Source organism: Nonomuraea sp. NPDC003214 (assembly GCF_053590035.1).
This window is the reverse complement of the sequence record NZ_JBSFSX010000001.1, coordinates 855,207-870,067: the sequence shown is the minus strand read 5'-3', so window position 1 is coordinate 870,067 and position 14,861 is coordinate 855,207. Positions and strand designations below refer to the sequence as shown.

Sequence of the window (14,861 nt, the reverse complement as noted above, 5' to 3'; positions counted from 1 at the left end):
CACCGGCTGAGCCGGGTCGCCGCGTAAGCGGGGGCCGCCTGGGCAGGAGTGCAGGGTGATCGTGAGTGAGCGGGTGGCGGCCGCCAAGGCGCGCGGGCGGCGCACGGTGGAGAGCTGGCGGGTGCGGCGGCCGTCGGTCGACCACCTGATCAGGACCGTCCAGCGCTACCAGGCCACGTTCGGCGACCGGCTGGCCGGGGCGGTGACGTACTTCGCGTTCCTGTCGTTCTTCCCGCTGATCGCGCTGGCGTTCGCGCTGCTCGGGTACGTGATGTCCGTCGACGAGGCGGTCACCCAGGCGCTGGAGGCGGCGATCGCCGAGCGGCTGCCCGGCGTGTCGGAGGAGCTCGACCTGTCGGGCATCGGGGAGGCCAGGGCGACCGCCGGGATCATCGGCCTGCTGGGCCTGCTCTATGCCGGGCTGGGGGCGGTGGACGCGCTGCGGGGGGCGCTGCGCGAGGTGACGATGGCGACCTCGCCGCCGCTGAACTTCTTCCTCGGCAAGCTGCGCGACCTGGTCTCGCTGCTCATGCTCGGGGTGACGCTGATCGTGTCGGTGCTGGCGGGCGGGCTGGCCACGCAGGCGACGCGGAACGTGGCCAACTTCCTGTTCGGCGACAGCTCGCCGGTGGTCACGGCGGCGACCGGCGTGGTGGGCGTGCTGGGCAGCGTGGCCGCCGACTGGGTGCTGTTCGTGATCGTGCTCGGCTGGGTGGCGCGGCCCGTCCAGCCGTTCCGGGTGATCGCCCGGGGCGCGCTGCTCGGCGCGATCGGGTTCGGCCTGCTCAAGCAGCTCGCCTCGCTGCTGCTCGCGCAGACGCTGAGCAACCCGCTGTACGGCGCGTTCGCGGTCATGGTCGGCTTGCTGATCTGGATCAACTTCTCGGCCCGGCTCGTCCTGTACGTGGCCGCGTGGACGGCCACGGCGGGAGGCGCCCCGCCGCCCGAGCCGACGCCGATGCCGTTCAGGACGGGCCGGACGTCACAGGCGTGAGCGCCGCCTGCGCCGGATGCCGTAGCCGAGCCAGAGCAGCCCGAACAGCAGCCCGCCGCCGATCACCAGCGAGCCGACCGTGCGCGTGGTGCCGGTCTGCTTGGCGGCGGCGTTGTCCAGCAGGGGCGGCGGTGGCGCGGCGCTGGGCGTGGCGCTCGGGGTGGTCACCGGGGCGGCCTGGGCCGGCGGCTGGTCGGGCAGCGGGTCGACGAGCTGCCCCACCGGGCTGACCTTGCCCCGGGCGGCGAACCCCCAGTCGAGCAGGGCGGCCACCTCATCCCAGAAGTAGCCCTTGTGCCGCATGACGACCACGATGATCGTGTGGCCGTCGCGGGTGGCCGCGCCGACGAAGCTGCCGTGGGCCTTGGAGGTCCAGCCGTTCTTGACGCCGATCATGCCCTTGTAGCGCCAGAGCAGCTTGTTGTGGTTGCTGATCTGGTAGGGCTTCTTCGGCGCGGGGAACGTGGCGGTCTTTGTGCTGATATATCGCCGGAAGTCAGCGTTCGCCAGCCCGGCCCGCGCGATGAGCGCCAGATCGTACGCCGAGCTGCTCTGCCCCGGCTTGTCCAGCCCGCTGGGCGTCATGGCGACCGTGTCGTTCGCCTGGAGGCGCTTGGCCTCGGCGTTCATGTCGGCCATGGTCTTGGCCAGGCCGCCGTTGGTCTCGGCCAGCGCCATCGCCGCGTCGTTGCCCGAGGACATCATCAGCGCCCTGAACAGGTCCTCGACCTCGTAGATCGGCTTGGGCTGCAGGCCGACCGCGCTGCCCTCCTGGTTGACGGCGTTGCGGCTGGGCTTGACCTTGAGGTTCTTGTCCAGCTTGGGGATGAGCGTGACCGCGGTGAGCATCTTGAGCGTGCTGGCCGGCAGGAAGCGGCCGTGGGCGTTCCTGGCCGCGAGCACCTGGCCGGTCTCCTGGTCGGCGATGAGGAACGAGGTCGCCTTGGTCTTGGGCGGCGCCCGGAAGTCGCCCGGCCTGACCAGCCCCTTGGCGCCCAGCGCGTCACCGCCCACCGGTGAGGTGGTCGGGTCGGCCTGGGCGGGACCTGCGAGGATGACCCCGAGACCGACCGCTGCGATGAGTGCCGTGACAGGCATCCGTTTCGTCCACATGGCAATCTCAGCGTAGCTTCGAGTTGTATCCCATGTGCCGACACATCCCCCGAAGATCGGCCCACGACGCTAGAGAGATGGTCATGTCACGAAAGATCGCCGGATTCCTCGTCGCGCTCGCCGCGTTCATGGTCTTCGAGTGGATCAACCTGGGATTCAACCTGCAGGACGGCCACGACACCGGCTTCTACGTGGTGCACGGCATCCTGATCGCGGTCAACATCATCCTGGCGGTCGTGCTGGGGATCATCGGCCTGCGGGGGCTCGGCAAAGCGCCGTCCTCGTGGCGGCGTGCAGCTCGTCGGCCTGACGACGGGAGCCGGCGATCGTCGTGAAGCCCATCTTGCCGTGCTCGGGGATGGCGCCGAGCAGGTGGAAGACGTTCCCGGTGCCGGTCGCGGCGTCGAAGCCGAGGCCGAGCCGTTCGGCGGTGCGCAGCACCTCGCCGGGGGTGCGGCCGCGCAGGCAGTCGGCCGAGCAGTTGTCGGTGGCCGTGTAGTACGTGGGCCGGCCGCCGGCCATCAGCAGGCCGGTGCCCGGGTCGTACCGGGCTCCGGTGACGAGCTGGGCCGCCCCGTACGGATGGGTGGTGCCGCCGATCCGCAGGTTGATCTCGCACAGCAGGGCCGCGTAGCCGGCGTCGGTCTTCATGGCGAAGAAGTCCATGCCGAACAGCCCGACCGCGCCCTTGCTGGCCAGGATGGCGGCGATCCGGTCGGCCGAGGCGCCCACCTCGGCGCGGTACTCCGGCGCGGCCGGGAACGTGCAGCCCTGGTAGACGTCGTTGTTGGCGCCGCCGAGCACCTGGTCGTGGGTGGCCAGCACCTCGTGGTGCCCGCCGGGCGAGATGCGGGCCAGCGCGCTGGGGAAGTACAGCGGCCGGTGCTCGATGAACTCCTCGACCACGGCGCCGCGCTCGGCGATCTTGGCGGTGAACGTCTCCCAGGTCTCGCCCGCGGCGGAGAAGCTGGTCGCGGCGCGGTCGCCTTTGGGCAGGATGGCGTTGCCGAGCCCTGAATAGCCGTCGTTCAGCTTGAGGATGACGCGCTCGCCGGGCAGCGACTCGATGGCGTCCTCCAGCTCGGCGAGCGTGTGCAGGTCGCCGAAGCCGCGCGCCATGGGCACGCCCGCCATCGAGCCGAGCTCGCGCGAGCCGCTCTTGGAGCCGTAGTAGGCCAGCGCCGTGGCCGGGCCGTAGAGGGGCACGTTGAGTGACGAGGCGAGCTCCTCCTCCAGCTCGCTCAGCACGAACGGAACGATGAAGGCGTCGTCGTCGATCGTGGACCGCAGCCGGTCCATGACGTCGGGACGCGACAGTAACGTCCTGGTGAGCGGTTGCGCGTGCGGCTCGTCGAGGGTGATGAGCTCCAGCCGCTTGGCGGCCTCCTCCGGGTCGGGCAGGAAGCCGAGGTAGTAGGCGACGATCTCCGGGTCGATCGGCGCGGACGACAGGTAGACCACCTTGACCCCGGGCTCGCGCAGGGTCAGCAGCAGGAAGAGCAGGCGCTCCTCGTAGCACCGCGCTCCCGTGATGCGGCGGAGCTCGTCCTGCGGCAGGGAGAGCGAGGGTACGACCACCAGGGTCCCCTCGCCCGGCTCGAAGATGCTCAACCTGGCATACTTCTCCCCGAACGGGATATTAGTGATCATATTGCGAGTGAAACACGCATTCTTCTCAAATGCAGCAATCGCCGGAGTGTCATGACCATGACAGAAGGTGACAGCATTCGTCATGGCGGAGCACGTTTGGGATGCCCGGCTCGGGGTCAGGATTTAATGATCCCTTGTGACTATTTTCGGGCCACGCCGGATGGTCACAGTCCGTGACGACCCGTGGTTACGGGCATGCAGGCGGCTAACTTTTGGTGTAGTTGTCGGCGCGAACGCTCACGAGAGCGATAAAGTCGAAGCATCGCCGGGCCCGTGGCTGACCGCCGTGTTCCCGGCTGAAGCCGCCCTCTTCGGGAGACGGCGGAGAGTCGCGCCCCCGTGTCGATGAGCTGCTCGGAACGGACAGCCGCCACTGAGGGACAAATGACGAAAGACGGCGCTATTAGGCCGTGCGGCGTTGGGCAGTGGTGATCGCACGGCATGGGACGGGATGGTGACTGATGCAGGGACGTGAGCTTCGAGGGGAACTCGACGCGTTCCTGGCGGGGATCGAGCAGGACCTGGTGGCCTTCCGCCGTGATCTGCACATGCACCCCGAGCTGGCCTTCGCCGAATACCGCACGACGCAGCGGATCGCCGAGCGGCTCAGCGCCGCCGGGCTGGTCCCCTCGGTGCTGCCCCGCGGCACCGGGCTGATCTGCGACGTGGGCCGGGGCGACGGCCCGACAGTGGCACTGCGCGCCGACATCGACGCGCTCCCGCTCCAGGACGAGAAGGAGCTGCCCTACCGCTCCACCGTGCCCGGCTCCTGCCACGCGTGCGGGCACGACGTGCACACCACGGTCCTGCTCGGCACCTCGCTCTTCCTGGCCCAGCAGGCCGCCGCCGGGCTGCTGCCCGGCCGGGTGCGCCTGATCTTCCAGCCCGCCGAGGAGCTGCCCGGCGGCGCCCTGGAGGTCATGGCGCAGGGCGGCATCAGCGGCGTCGACCGCATCTTCGGCCTGCACTGCGACCCGCGCGTGGACGTCGGCCAGATCGGCCTCAAGTCGGGCCCGATCACCTCGGCCTGCGACAAGCTGACGATCCGGGTCTCCGGCCCCGGCGGCCACACCGCCAGGCCGCACCTCACCGCCGACCTGGTCTTCGCGCTCGCCAAGATCCTCACCGAGCTGCCCGCCGCGCTGTCGCGCCGGGTCGACCCGCGCTCCTCGCTCAGCCTCGTGTGGGGCCGCGTGTCGGCGGGCTCGGCCGCCAACGCCATCCCCGACGACGGCGTGGCCGAGGGCACCGTGCGCTGCCTCGACGAGAACGCCTGGCACGCCGCCCCCGACCTGATCAAGTCGCTGCTGGAGTCGGTCGCCGGCGCCTACGGCGTCGAGGCGACGATGGACTACACGCGCGGCGTGCCGCCCGTGGTCAACGACGACGGCTGCGTGGAGATGCTGACCGAGGCGGCCCAGCGGGCGCTCGGCCAGGGCGCGGTGGTGCCCACCCAGCAGTCGCTCGGCGGCGAGGACTTCGCCTGGTACCTGGAGTCGATCCCCGGCGCGTTCGCCAGGCTCGGCACCCGCTCCCCGGAGTCCGGCATCACCTACGACATCCACCAGGGCACGTTCGACGTGGACGAGCGGGCCATCGCCATGGGCGTGCGCCTCATGGCGACGACCGCGCTCACCGCCCTGTTCGAGGGCACCCGCCTCCCGGCCGCGGACGAGATCACCTCAGCCCTGGCCTGAGGCGGGCCGTCACGGCAGCCGGCCGAAGACCACCGGCAGCTTCACCGACGAACGGCCCGGCGACACTGTGACCCTGGTGCCCGCCGGGTAACGCAGCGTGTAGTCGTGGTCCGTCGAGATGATCACCACGCCGATCCGGTGCCCCTTCTTGAACAGGTGGTCCTGCGGCTGGAGATCCCACGTGAAGCCGTACTCGCGGCCCGGCCTGACGGGCTCGCTGCGGTCCTCCCGGTGCCGGTTGCGCACGTCCAGCCACCCCCGCGTGACGATCTTGTACGGGGTCACCGCCGTGCCCAGTGTGCGCAGGGCGGTGCAGCCGGTGTCACCCGGGACGCCCTGGCCGTAGCAGAGCGTCTCCCCGGTCGGCACCAGCCTGCCGTCGGGCCGCGTGTCCGTCCCGTAGTCGACCAGCAGGGCGGTCAGGTACGGCGTGGCGCCGTCGCGCATCGAGGCCCGCACCGAGATCGTCGGCGTGCCCGAGATCCGCACGTCGGCGGGCAGCGGGGCCGTCAGGTAGGCCAGCCGGTTCGGGTCCGCCGCGGGCGCGGTCCCGGCCAGGTCCTCGGCCGTGCGGGTCTTCTGGTCGGTGTACGACTCGCGCGGCGACCAGGGGCGGGGCAGCAGGCCGAGCTTGCCGCCCGAGCCCATCCACAGCCGCACCGGGTGGGCGCCCGGCAGCGGCCAGGAGGCGTGCCGCCCCCACTGCCCGGCGGCGATCTCCACGTCGGCCTGCGGCTCCCGCATGACGCCGCTGTCGAGCCCGTACAGCCAGTGGTCGAACCAGCCGTGGAGCTGGCGCAGCCACTCGGCGGTGCGCAGGCTGAACGGGTTCATGTGGGTGCCCTGGTGCAGCCAGATCTTGCGCGGCACGTTCCGCTCGGCCAGGGCCTGCCACCACTGGGCGGCCTGCTTGGTCTTGACGTTCCAGTCGTTGAGCCCGTGCACCAGGAAGACGCTGGCCCGTACCTTGTCCACGTCGTTGAGGTAGTTGCGGGCGTCCCAGAACGGGCTGTAGTCGCCGCTGACGCGGTCCTGGGCCGCCGCCAGGCCGTCGATCACCGGGCCGCACACCGCCTGGCCGTCCTGCCTGGTCAGCACGAACTTGGCGAGCACGTCGGCGTCCTCGCCCTGGAAGCCGCCGGGGGCGAGCACGCCGCCGTTGGCCCGGTAGTAGTCGTACCAGGAGGAGATCGCGGCGATGGGCACGATCGTCTCCAGGCCCTCGACGCCGGTCGCGGCGACGGCGTTGGGCAGGGTGCCGTTGTAGGAGACGCCGATCATGCCGACCTTGCCGGTGGACCAGGTGGCCTCGACCGGGGCGCCGTTCGCGTCGAAGCCCTTGGCGCGGCCGTTGAGCCAGTCGATGGCGGCCTTCGGCCCGGCGGTCTCGTTGCGGTCTCCGGTGGTCGGGCAGCCGGTGGCCCGGCCGCTGCCCACGTTCTCGACCAGGGCTATGGCGTAGCCGCGGGGCAGGAAGTAGTTGTCGTAGTAGCCGGCGAACGGCTCACTGGCGAGCTTGTCCGCGTGCGAGCGCAGCGTGGGCAGCGGGTTGCCGTCCTCGTCCACGTCGACGGGGTGGTTGGGGACGTCGTTGACGCCGGAGAAGTACGGGCTGGCCTCCATGATCACGGGGACCTTGAGCCCCTGGTCGGTCTCCTTGGGACGCAGGATGTCGACGGCGACCCGGTCGGGCCGGCCGTCGTGGTCACTGTCGGTGCCTTCGACCTCGACGAAGACGGTCTGCTTGACGGCGTCCGCGCGGGAGAAGACCGGTTGGGTGGCGTTCCCCTCCACGCTGATGGCGGGGGTGTCCGCCGCGACGGGCCCGCTGGTCAGTCCCAGGACGAGGACCGCGGCCAGCGGCACGGCGATGGCCTTCCAAGGGTGCATGGCAGAGCTCCAGACGACTTTTCCGCCGGTTGGCGGGAATCCCTGCCATGATCGATCGGCGGTCACCGGCTGGCGAGGCCCAAAATTCGGCAAAGCTTGCCGGCCGCCACCTGAGCGGACGGGCCCGGAAATCAGGTCACGGACGCGCTTGATGTCGATAACGGAGCGGTTGCGACCCTGTGTGCTGGTTTGGTATGCCCTGGTCAACCAACTATCTTCCGTGCAGGGTTGCCGTACGTTTCTTCGCGCCTGCGATGAAGTTCGACGGCGGGGAAATGGAAGGGAGTCGCCTTGCTCAGCAAGCGATTCGGCAGGTTGGCGACCGGCACGCTGGCCGGTGCCATGCTCATGGCGGCCGCGGCTTGTGGTGGTGGCAGCACGGGCGGGGAGACCACGGCGAGCACGTCGCCCGGCACGGAGACCAACGCTCCGGCGGCGAGCGGCCTGAAGGTCGGCCTCGCGTTCGACATCGGCGGTCGCGGTGACAAGTCGTTCAACGACGCCGCCTACGCCGGCCTGGAGAAGGCCAAGGCCGAGCTCGGCGCCGACATCAAGGAACTGAGCCCCGCCGCCGACGGCTCCAACCGCGCCGAGCTGCTGACCCAGCTCGTCGACGCGGGCTACAACCCGATCATCGGCGTGGGCTTCGCCTACGGCGAGGACATCAAGAAGGCCGCCGAGGAGAACCCGGACGTGCAGTTCGCGGTCGTCGACTCGGCTTCGAACGCGGCCAACGTCACCGGCCTGCTGTTCGCCGAGGAGCAGGGCTCCTACCTGGCGGGCGTCGCCGCGGCGACCAAGGCCAAGAGCGGTCACGTCGGCTTCGTCGGCGGCGTCGAGAACGACCTGATCAAGAAGTTCGAGGCGGGCTTCGTGGCCGGCGTCAAGTCGGTCAAGGCCGACGCCAAGATCGACGTCAAGTACCTGACGCCCGACGGCGACTTCACCGGCTTCCGCGCCCCCGACAAGGGCAAGGTCGCGGCCGAGAAGATGTTCCAGGACGGCGCCGAGGTCGTCTACCACGCCGCCGGTGACTCCGGCCTGGGCGTGTTCCAGGCGGCGGCCGCGGCCAAGAAGAAGGCCATCGGCGTCGACTCCGACCAGCGCCAGACCGTCACCGAGCCCGAGCTGCAGGAGGTCATCATGACCTCCATGCTCAAGCGCGTGGACGTCGGCGTCTTCGAGTACATCAAGGCGTTCCAGGGCGGCGCCAAGGGCGGCACCGACATCGTCTACGACCTCAAGGTCGACGGCGTGGGCCTGTCCACCACCGGTGGCGAGATCGACGACATCCAGGACAAGATCGACGCTGCCAAGAAGGACATCGTCGACGGCAAGATCACGGTTCCGGCCAAGCCGTAACCTGGGTAGGAACCATCGACCGAGGGCCCGAGTCCCGAGACCCGGGCCCTCGGGCATATCTGCCAGGCTCTAGGAGAAACCGAATGAGCGGCCGATGAACGCCGAGACGCCCGCCGTACAACTGGAGGGCATCACCAAGCGCTTCCCCGGCGTGGTGGCCAACCACGACATCTGCATCACCGTCCAACCCGGCACGGTGCACGCGATCGTCGGGGAGAACGGCGCCGGCAAGTCGACCCTGATGAAGATCCTGTACGGGATGCAGAAGCCGGACGAGGGCACCATCAAGGTCAACGGCCGGGAGGTGGCCTTCCGCACCCCGAGCGACGCCATCGACGCCGGTATCGGCATGGTGCACCAGCACTTCATGCTGGCCGACAACTTCACCGTGCTGGAGAACATCGTCCTGGGCGCCGAGCCGCGCAAGGGCGGCGTCATGCTCGACACGGGCCGGGCGCGGGCGCGGATCAACCAGCTCGCCGAGAGCCACGGGCTGCGCGTCGACCCCGACCGGCTGGTCGAGGACCTCGGCGTCGGCGACCGCCAGCGGGTGGAGATCCTCAAGGTCCTCTACCGGGGCGCGCGCATCCTCATCCTCGACGAGCCGACCGCGGTGCTCGTGCCGCAGGAGGTCGAGGAGCTCTTCGAGAACCTGCGCGAGTTCACGGCCGGCGGCCTCACCGTCATCTTCATCTCCCACAAGCTCGACGAGGTGCTCAGCATCGCCGACGCGATCACCGTGATCCGGCGCGGCACCACCGTCGCCAGCGTCGACCCGGCCGACGTGACCGCCCGGCAGCTCGCCGAGCTCATGGTCGGCAGCGAGCTGCCCACGCCCGAGACCCGCGAGTCCACGGTGACCGACACGGTCGCGCTGCGCGTGTCCCACCTGACCCTGGAGGCCGACGGGCGGGCGCTCCTGGACGACGTGTCGTTCGACATCCGCAAGGGCGAGATCCTCGGCATCGCCGGGGTCGAGGGCAACGGCCAGTCCGAGCTCATCGAGGCCATCATGGGCATGCGCCCGGTGAGCGGCGCCGTCGAGCTCGCCGAGCAGGACATCTCCGCCTGGTCCACGCTCAGGCGGCGCGAGGCCGGCATCGGCTACATCCCGGAGGACCGCCACCGGCAGGGTCTGCTGCTGGAGGCGTCGCTCTGGGAGAACCGGGTGCTCGGCCACCAGACCAGGCGGCCGTCCCGCTCCGGCATCTGGATCAACCGGCGGGCCGCCAGGTCCGACACCCAGCGCATCGTCGACACGTACGACGTCCGCACGCCCGGCGTCGACACGCTGGCGCTCGCGCTGTCGGGCGGCAACCAGCAGAAGCTCATCGTCGGCCGCGAGATGAGCGGCGAGCCGAAGTTCCTCATCGCCGCCCACCCCACCCGCGGCGTCGACGTGGGCGCGCAGGCCGCCATCTGGGACCACCTGCGCGAGGCCCGCGCGGCCGGGCTGGCCGTGCTGCTCATCTCGGCGGACCTCGACGAGCTGATCGGGCTGTCCGACACGCTGCAGGTCATCTACCGGGGGCGGCTCGTGGCCCGCCTCGACCCGTCCGACGTGACCCCGGAACGGCTGGGCGGATACATGACCGGCGCCATCACCGGCACGAAGGAGACGTGATGCCCGCAGGGCTCTATCGGGCATTGCTCACCGTGGCGGGCGCGATCATCGCCATCCTGGTGGCCATCGGCATCAGCAGCGTGGCGATCGTCGCGGCCGGGGCGAACCCCGGCGACGCGCTCGCCGCGTTCTTCGACTTCGGCGCGCGGGAAAGCTCGGTGTCCAACAGCATCGCCCGGATGCTGAACCGGGCGGTGCCGCTGTTCCTGGCCGGTCTGGCGGTGGCCGTCGGCTTCCGCATGAACCTCTTCAACATCGGCGTCGAGGGCCAGTACCGGATCGCGGCCGTCTGCGCCGCCTACGTCGGCTCGACGTTCGTGGCTCCCGCCCCGATCCAGATCACGGTGATCATCGTGGTGGCGGCGGCCGTCGGCGGCTTCTACGCGCTGATCCCGGCCGTGATGAAGGTGACCCGGGGGGTGAACGAGGTCATCTCCACGATCATGCTGAACTACATCGCGATCAACCTGGCGGCCTTCCTCGTCCGCGGCCCCTTCGCCGGCGAGCGCGCCAAGGGGCAGCTCACCACGACCACCCCGGTCCTGCCCGAGTCGGCCTGGTTCCCGAACATGAACTGGCTGCTGGAGGCAATCGGGCTGCCCGCGCCACGCGGCGGCGGCGTGTGGGGCTTCCTGCTCGTGGCCGTCGTCGTCGGCGTGGCCCTCTGGGTGGTGCTGGAGCGGACCAAGTTCGGCTTCGACGTCAAGGCCAGCGGCCTGAACCCGACGGCCGCGTTCGCCTCCGGCATCGGCCCGAAGCGGATGGTCATCTCCGCGATGGTGCTCTCGGGCGGCATCGCCGGCCTGATCGGCCTGCCCGAGATCCTCGGCGACCAGCACGCCTTCGGCACCAACTTCACCCCCGGCCTCGGCTACCTCGGCATCGCGGTCGCGCTGCTGGGCCGTAACAGCCCCTGGGGCATCGCGGTGGCCGCGCTCCTGTTCGCCTTCCTGGACCGGGCCCAGGGGCCGCTGCAGTTCGCCGAGGTGCCGCCCTCCGTGATCACGATCATGCAGGGCACCATCGTGCTCCTCGTGGTCATCGCCAACGAGATCACCAGCAGGATCGCGCTGCGGCGCGAGGAACGGCGCGCGGCGCGAGAGCTCGGAAAGGTGAGCGCATGACCACCCTCGCCGGATCGAGCAGGATCCGCAAATACCACCTGGCGCTGATCGGCGTCGCGCTGCTGCTCATGCTGATGTCGCTGGTCCGGATCATCGCCGGGACCGACGACATCACCTCCTCCGGCGTGATCGGGGCGGCGCTGCTGTTCTCGGTGCCGATCGGGCTGGCCGGGCTCGGCGGGCTCTGGGCCGAGCGGGCGGGCGTGGTCAACATCGGCCTCGAAGGCATGATGGTGCTCGGCACCTGGTTCGCCGGCTGGGCCGGCTACCAGTGGGGTCCGGTGGCCGCGCTGCTGGCCGGGCTGATCGCGGGCGCGCTCGGCGGCCTGCTGCACGCCATCGCGACCGTCACGTTCGGCGTCGACCACATCATCAGCGGCGTCGCCATCAACCTGCTCGGGCCGGGCGTCACCCGCTTCCTGTCGGAGGTCCTCTACAAGGAGGGCTCCCCGGCCAACCAGGCGGGCGCCGGCATCACCACCTCGCCGCCGGTCTCGGGGGAGGCGTGGGAGTTCAGCCTGCCCCTGCTGTCCGACGGGCCCGACTGGCTGGGCTCGCTGGAGAAGACGCACTGGTTCCTGCTCTCCGACGTGGCCGGCATCCTGCGCGGGCTCACCCACGACGTCAACGTGCTGGTGATCCTGGCCGTGCTGATGCTGCCGCTGACGTTCTTCGTGCTCTGGCGCACCGCGTTCGGGCTCCGGCTGCGCTCGGCGGGCGAGAACCCGTGGGCGGCCGAGTCGCTGGGCGTGAACGTCCTGCGGATCAAGTACCTGGCCGTGGTCATCTCCGGCGCGTTCGCCGGGCTGGGCGGCGTGTTCCTGGTGTTCGTCAGCGACAAGTACGTCGAGGGGCAGTCGGCGGGCCGTGGCTTCATCGGCCTGGCCGCCATGATCTTCGGCAACTGGCGGCCGGGCGGGCTGGCCACGGGCGCGGCCCTGTTCGGCTACGCCGACGCCCTCCAGCTCCGCAGCCAGGGCGCGGTCACCTCGTTCCTGCTGTTCGGCGCGATCCTGCTGCTGATCTACCTGGTCGTCAGGGCCCGCCGGATGCTGACGGCCGGGCAGTCCGCCCGCGAGTACACGACGATGGCGGCCGCCGCGGCCGGCATGGTCGTGCTGATCTGGCTGTGGCTGACCGTCGACAGGCTGCCGAACGAGTTCGTGTTCATCACGCCGCACGTGCTCACCCTGCTCGTGCTCCTGGTGGCGTCGCAGCGGCTGCGCATGCCCAAGGCCGACGGCGTGATCTATCGACGGGGGGAGCAGCATTGAGCATCGACTGGGAGGCGCTGCGCGCGGAGGCCGCGGAGGCCATGCGCCACGCCTACGCGCCCTACTCCAAGTTCCCCGTGGGCGCCGCCGCCCTGGTGGACGACGGGCGGATCGTCACGGGCTGCAACGTGGAGAACGCCTCCTACGGGGTGGGCCTGTGCGCGGAGTGCGGGCTGGTGTCGGCGCTCCAGGCGTCCGGCGGGGGCAGGCTGGTGGCCTTCACCTGCGTGGACGGCCACGGCGAGCTGCTCATGCCGTGCGGGCGCTGCCGGCAGCTCCTGTACGAGTTCGGCGGTGACGACCTGCTGGTCGAGACCGTCGACGGGCCGCTGCCGATGGCGCGGATCCTGCCGTACGCGTTCGGCCCCGTCGACCTGTCCAGGATGGCGTGATGGACGCGATCGAGGTCATCGTCGCCAAGCGCGACGGCGGCGAGCTGAGCGCGGCCCAGATCGACTGGGTGATCGACGCCTACGTGCGCGGTGAGGTCGCCGACGAGCAGATGTCGGCGCTGGCCATGGCGATCCTGCTCAACGGCATGAACCGGCGCGAGATCGCCGGCTGGACGCAGGCCATGATCCGCTCCGGCGAGCGCATGGACTGGTCGGAGCTGGACCGGCCGACGGCCGACAAGCACTCCACGGGCGGCGTCGGCGACAAGATCACGCTGCCGCTGGCGCCGCTGGTCGCCGCCTGCGGCGCGTACGTCCCGCAGCTTTCGGGCCGCGGCCTCGGCCACACCGGCGGCACGCTGGACAAGCTGGAGTCGATCCCGGGCTGGCGGGCGTCGCTGTCCAACGACGAGATGCTCGGCGTGCTGCGCGCGGCCGGCGCGGTGATCTGCGCCGCCGGCTCCGGGCTGGCCCCCGCCGACAAGAAGCTGTACGCGCTGCGCGACGTCACCGGCACGGTCGAGTCCATCCCGCTCATCGCCTCGTCGATCATGTCGAAGAAGATCGCCGAGGGCACCGGGTCGCTGGTGCTCGACGTCAAGGTGGGCTCGGGCGCGTTCATGAAGACGCCGGAGCGGGCCCGCGAGCTGGCCGAGACCATGGTGGCGCTGGGCACCGACGCGGGCGTGCGCACGGTCGCGCTGCTGACCGCGATGGACCGGCCGCTGGGCCGGGCCGTGGGCAACGCCCTGGAGGTCGAGGAGTCGGTCGAGGTCCTGGCGGGCGGCGGGCCGTCCGACGTCGTGGAGCTGACCGTACGGCTGGCCAGGGAGATGCTGGAGGCCGCCGGGGTGTCGGGCAAGGACCCTGCCGACGCGCTGCGTGACGGGTCGGCCATGGACGCCTGGCGGACGATGATCGGCGCCCAGGGTGGCGACCCGGACGCGCTGCTGCCGCGCGCGGCCGAGACGATGACGGTGGACGCCCCGGAGTCGGGGGTGCTCACCCGGCTCGACGCCTACGCGGTCGGGCTGGCGGCCTGGCGGCTCGGCGCGGGCCGGGCGCGCAAGGAGGACCCGGTGTCGCCGGGTGCGGGCATCACGCTGCACGCCAAGCCGGGCGACCTGGTCAGGGCGGGGCAGCCGCTGCTCACGCTGCACGCCGACGAGACGAGCCGCTTCGAGCGGGCGCTGGAGGCGCTGCGCGGCGGCTACGAGGTCGGACCGGCCGCGGGGGAGACCCTGCCGCTGATCATCGACCGGATCACCGCCTAGACGGACACCACGGGCGCGTCGTCGAAGATCGAGGAGAGGACGGCGCGCTGGGTGGGGAGGGCTGCCGCGTGCCGGGCGCGGCCCTCCTCGGTGATGCACACGAACACGCCGCGCCGGTCGGAGTCGCACGCGCCGCGGCTGACGAGCGCGGACTTCTCCAGCCTGGCCACCACGCGAGAGAGCGCGCTCTGGCTCAGGTGGACCTCGTCGCACAGCTCCTGGATGCGCAGCTTTCTGTCGTGGTGGACCATCCGGTCGAGCACCTCGAACTCGCTGGGCCCCAGGCCGTGCTTGTCGCCCAGCTCCCGCTCCAGCATGCACATCGCCTTGGCGTGTTTCGCCAGGACGTAATGCCAGGTGCCGACCACGTGCGCCTCGTCCATGACGCGGAGATTACCACTAGGCGAAAAATGATGCAATGGAATTAAATGCGCTTGCATTAGATGCGAGTGCATGTAATCTTTCCG

13 protein-coding genes are annotated in these 14,861 nt (G+C 70.6%); 9 read left to right on the top strand and 4 right to left on the bottom strand.

Annotation, left to right across the window (positions count from 1 at the left end):
- The first annotated feature begins 55 nt into the window (after positions 1-55).
- Positions 56-994, top strand: coding sequence for a YihY/virulence factor BrkB family protein (locus ACWDXC_RS03970; protein ID WP_364173437.1), 939 nt, complete (start codon positions 56-58; stop codon positions 992-994).
- On the opposite strand, the gene ACWDXC_RS03965 is transcribed toward ACWDXC_RS03970, so the two are convergent.
- A complete protein-coding gene (locus ACWDXC_RS03965) occupies positions 983-2,092 on the bottom strand; it encodes a D-alanyl-D-alanine carboxypeptidase family protein (RefSeq protein WP_449977806.1) in 1,110 nt (369 codons plus the stop codon). The two genes, ACWDXC_RS03970 and ACWDXC_RS03965, sit on opposite strands and share 12 nt — an antisense overlap.
- Before the next feature lie 98 nt (positions 2,093-2,190).
- Between ACWDXC_RS03965 and ACWDXC_RS03960 the strand changes: the two genes are divergently transcribed.
- Positions 2,191-2,442 (top strand): SCO4848 family membrane protein, encoded by a 252-nt coding sequence (locus ACWDXC_RS03960; protein ID WP_449977803.1) that lies wholly within the window; start codon positions 2,191-2,193, stop codon positions 2,440-2,442.
- On the opposite strand, the gene ACWDXC_RS03955 is transcribed toward ACWDXC_RS03960, so the two are convergent.
- Positions 2,354-3,757, bottom strand: coding sequence for a peptide ligase PGM1-related protein (locus ACWDXC_RS03955; protein ID WP_449977801.1), 1,404 nt, complete (start codon positions 3,755-3,757; stop codon positions 2,354-2,356). The two genes, ACWDXC_RS03960 and ACWDXC_RS03955, sit on opposite strands and share 89 nt — an antisense overlap.
- Before the next feature lie 461 nt (positions 3,758-4,218).
- Between ACWDXC_RS03955 and ACWDXC_RS03950 the strand changes: the two genes are divergently transcribed.
- Positions 4,219-5,454, top strand: a complete 1,236-nt coding sequence (locus tag ACWDXC_RS03950; RefSeq protein ID WP_449977798.1) for a M20 family metallopeptidase — start codon at positions 4,219-4,221, stop codon at positions 5,452-5,454.
- 9 nt (positions 5,455-5,463) lie between these two features.
- On the opposite strand, the gene ACWDXC_RS03945 is transcribed toward ACWDXC_RS03950, so the two are convergent.
- Entirely contained in the window at positions 5,464-7,344 is a 1,881-nt protein-coding gene (locus ACWDXC_RS03945) for a Xaa-Pro dipeptidyl-peptidase (protein WP_449977796.1), read from the bottom strand.
- 291 nt (positions 7,345-7,635) lie between these two features.
- Here ACWDXC_RS03945 and ACWDXC_RS03940 point away from each other — a divergent pair, with 291 nt between their 5' ends.
- The 6 genes from ACWDXC_RS03940 to ACWDXC_RS03915 all read left to right on the top strand — a co-directional run bounded on the left by ACWDXC_RS03940 (position 7,636) and on the right by ACWDXC_RS03915 (position 14,394).
- A complete protein-coding gene (locus ACWDXC_RS03940; protein ID WP_449977794.1) occupies positions 7,636-8,706 on the top strand; it encodes a BMP family lipoprotein in 1,071 nt (356 codons plus the stop codon).
- Positions 8,707-8,800: 94 nt separating this feature from the next.
- Complete coding sequence (locus ACWDXC_RS03935) at positions 8,801-10,330, top strand: ABC transporter ATP-binding protein (protein ID WP_449977791.1); 1,530 nt, start codon at positions 8,801-8,803, stop codon at positions 10,328-10,330.
- Positions 10,330-11,454, top strand: a complete 1,125-nt coding sequence (locus ACWDXC_RS03930) for an ABC transporter permease (RefSeq protein ID WP_364173422.1) — start codon at positions 10,330-10,332, stop codon at positions 11,452-11,454. The genes ACWDXC_RS03935 and ACWDXC_RS03930 overlap by 1 nt, the downstream gene beginning before the upstream one ends.
- Complete coding sequence (locus ACWDXC_RS03925) at positions 11,451-12,728, top strand: ABC transporter permease (RefSeq protein WP_449977787.1); 1,278 nt, start codon at positions 11,451-11,453, stop codon at positions 12,726-12,728. Before ACWDXC_RS03930 ends, ACWDXC_RS03925 begins: the two co-directional genes overlap by 4 nt.
- Entirely contained in the window at positions 12,725-13,120 is a 396-nt protein-coding gene (locus tag ACWDXC_RS03920) for a cytidine deaminase (protein ID WP_219500729.1), read from the top strand. Before ACWDXC_RS03925 ends, ACWDXC_RS03920 begins: the two co-directional genes overlap by 4 nt.
- Positions 13,120-14,394, top strand: coding sequence for a thymidine phosphorylase (locus ACWDXC_RS03915; protein ID WP_449977783.1), 1,275 nt, complete (start codon positions 13,120-13,122; stop codon positions 14,392-14,394). The genes ACWDXC_RS03920 and ACWDXC_RS03915 overlap by 1 nt, the downstream gene beginning before the upstream one ends.
- Here ACWDXC_RS03915 and ACWDXC_RS03910 read toward each other — a convergent pair.
- Positions 14,391-14,777, bottom strand: coding sequence for a MarR family winged helix-turn-helix transcriptional regulator (locus tag ACWDXC_RS03910; RefSeq protein ID WP_449977780.1), 387 nt, complete (start codon positions 14,775-14,777; stop codon positions 14,391-14,393). The genes ACWDXC_RS03915 and ACWDXC_RS03910 overlap by 4 nt on opposite strands.
- Positions 14,778-14,861: the final 84 nt, after the last annotated feature.

Excerpts from the sequence above, each read along its gene's own strand:
- ACWDXC_RS03965 (WP_449977806.1), bottom strand. The coding sequence starts at position 2,092 with ATGCCTGTCACGGCACTCATCGCAGCGGTCGGTCTCGGGGTCATCCTC.
- ACWDXC_RS03960 (WP_449977803.1), top strand. The coding sequence starts at position 2,191 with ATGTCACGAAAGATCGCCGGATTCCTCGTCGCGCTCGCCGCGTTCATG.
- ACWDXC_RS03955 (WP_449977801.1), bottom strand. The coding sequence starts at position 3,757 with ATGATCACTAATATCCCGTTCGGGGAGAAGTATGCCAGGTTGAGCATC.
- ACWDXC_RS03950 (WP_449977798.1), top strand. The coding sequence starts at position 4,219 with ATGCAGGGACGTGAGCTTCGAGGGGAACTCGACGCGTTCCTGGCGGGG.
- ACWDXC_RS03945 (WP_449977796.1), bottom strand. The coding sequence starts at position 7,344 with ATGCACCCTTGGAAGGCCATCGCCGTGCCGCTGGCCGCGGTCCTCGTC.
- ACWDXC_RS03935 (WP_449977791.1), top strand. The coding sequence starts at position 8,801 with ATGAACGCCGAGACGCCCGCCGTACAACTGGAGGGCATCACCAAGCGC.
- ACWDXC_RS03930 (WP_364173422.1), top strand. The coding sequence starts at position 10,330 with ATGCCCGCAGGGCTCTATCGGGCATTGCTCACCGTGGCGGGCGCGATC.
- ACWDXC_RS03925 (WP_449977787.1), top strand. The coding sequence starts at position 11,451 with ATGACCACCCTCGCCGGATCGAGCAGGATCCGCAAATACCACCTGGCG.
- ACWDXC_RS03915 (WP_449977783.1), top strand. The coding sequence starts at position 13,120 with ATGGACGCGATCGAGGTCATCGTCGCCAAGCGCGACGGCGGCGAGCTG.
- ACWDXC_RS03910 (WP_449977780.1), bottom strand. The coding sequence starts at position 14,777 with ATGGACGAGGCGCACGTGGTCGGCACCTGGCATTACGTCCTGGCGAAA.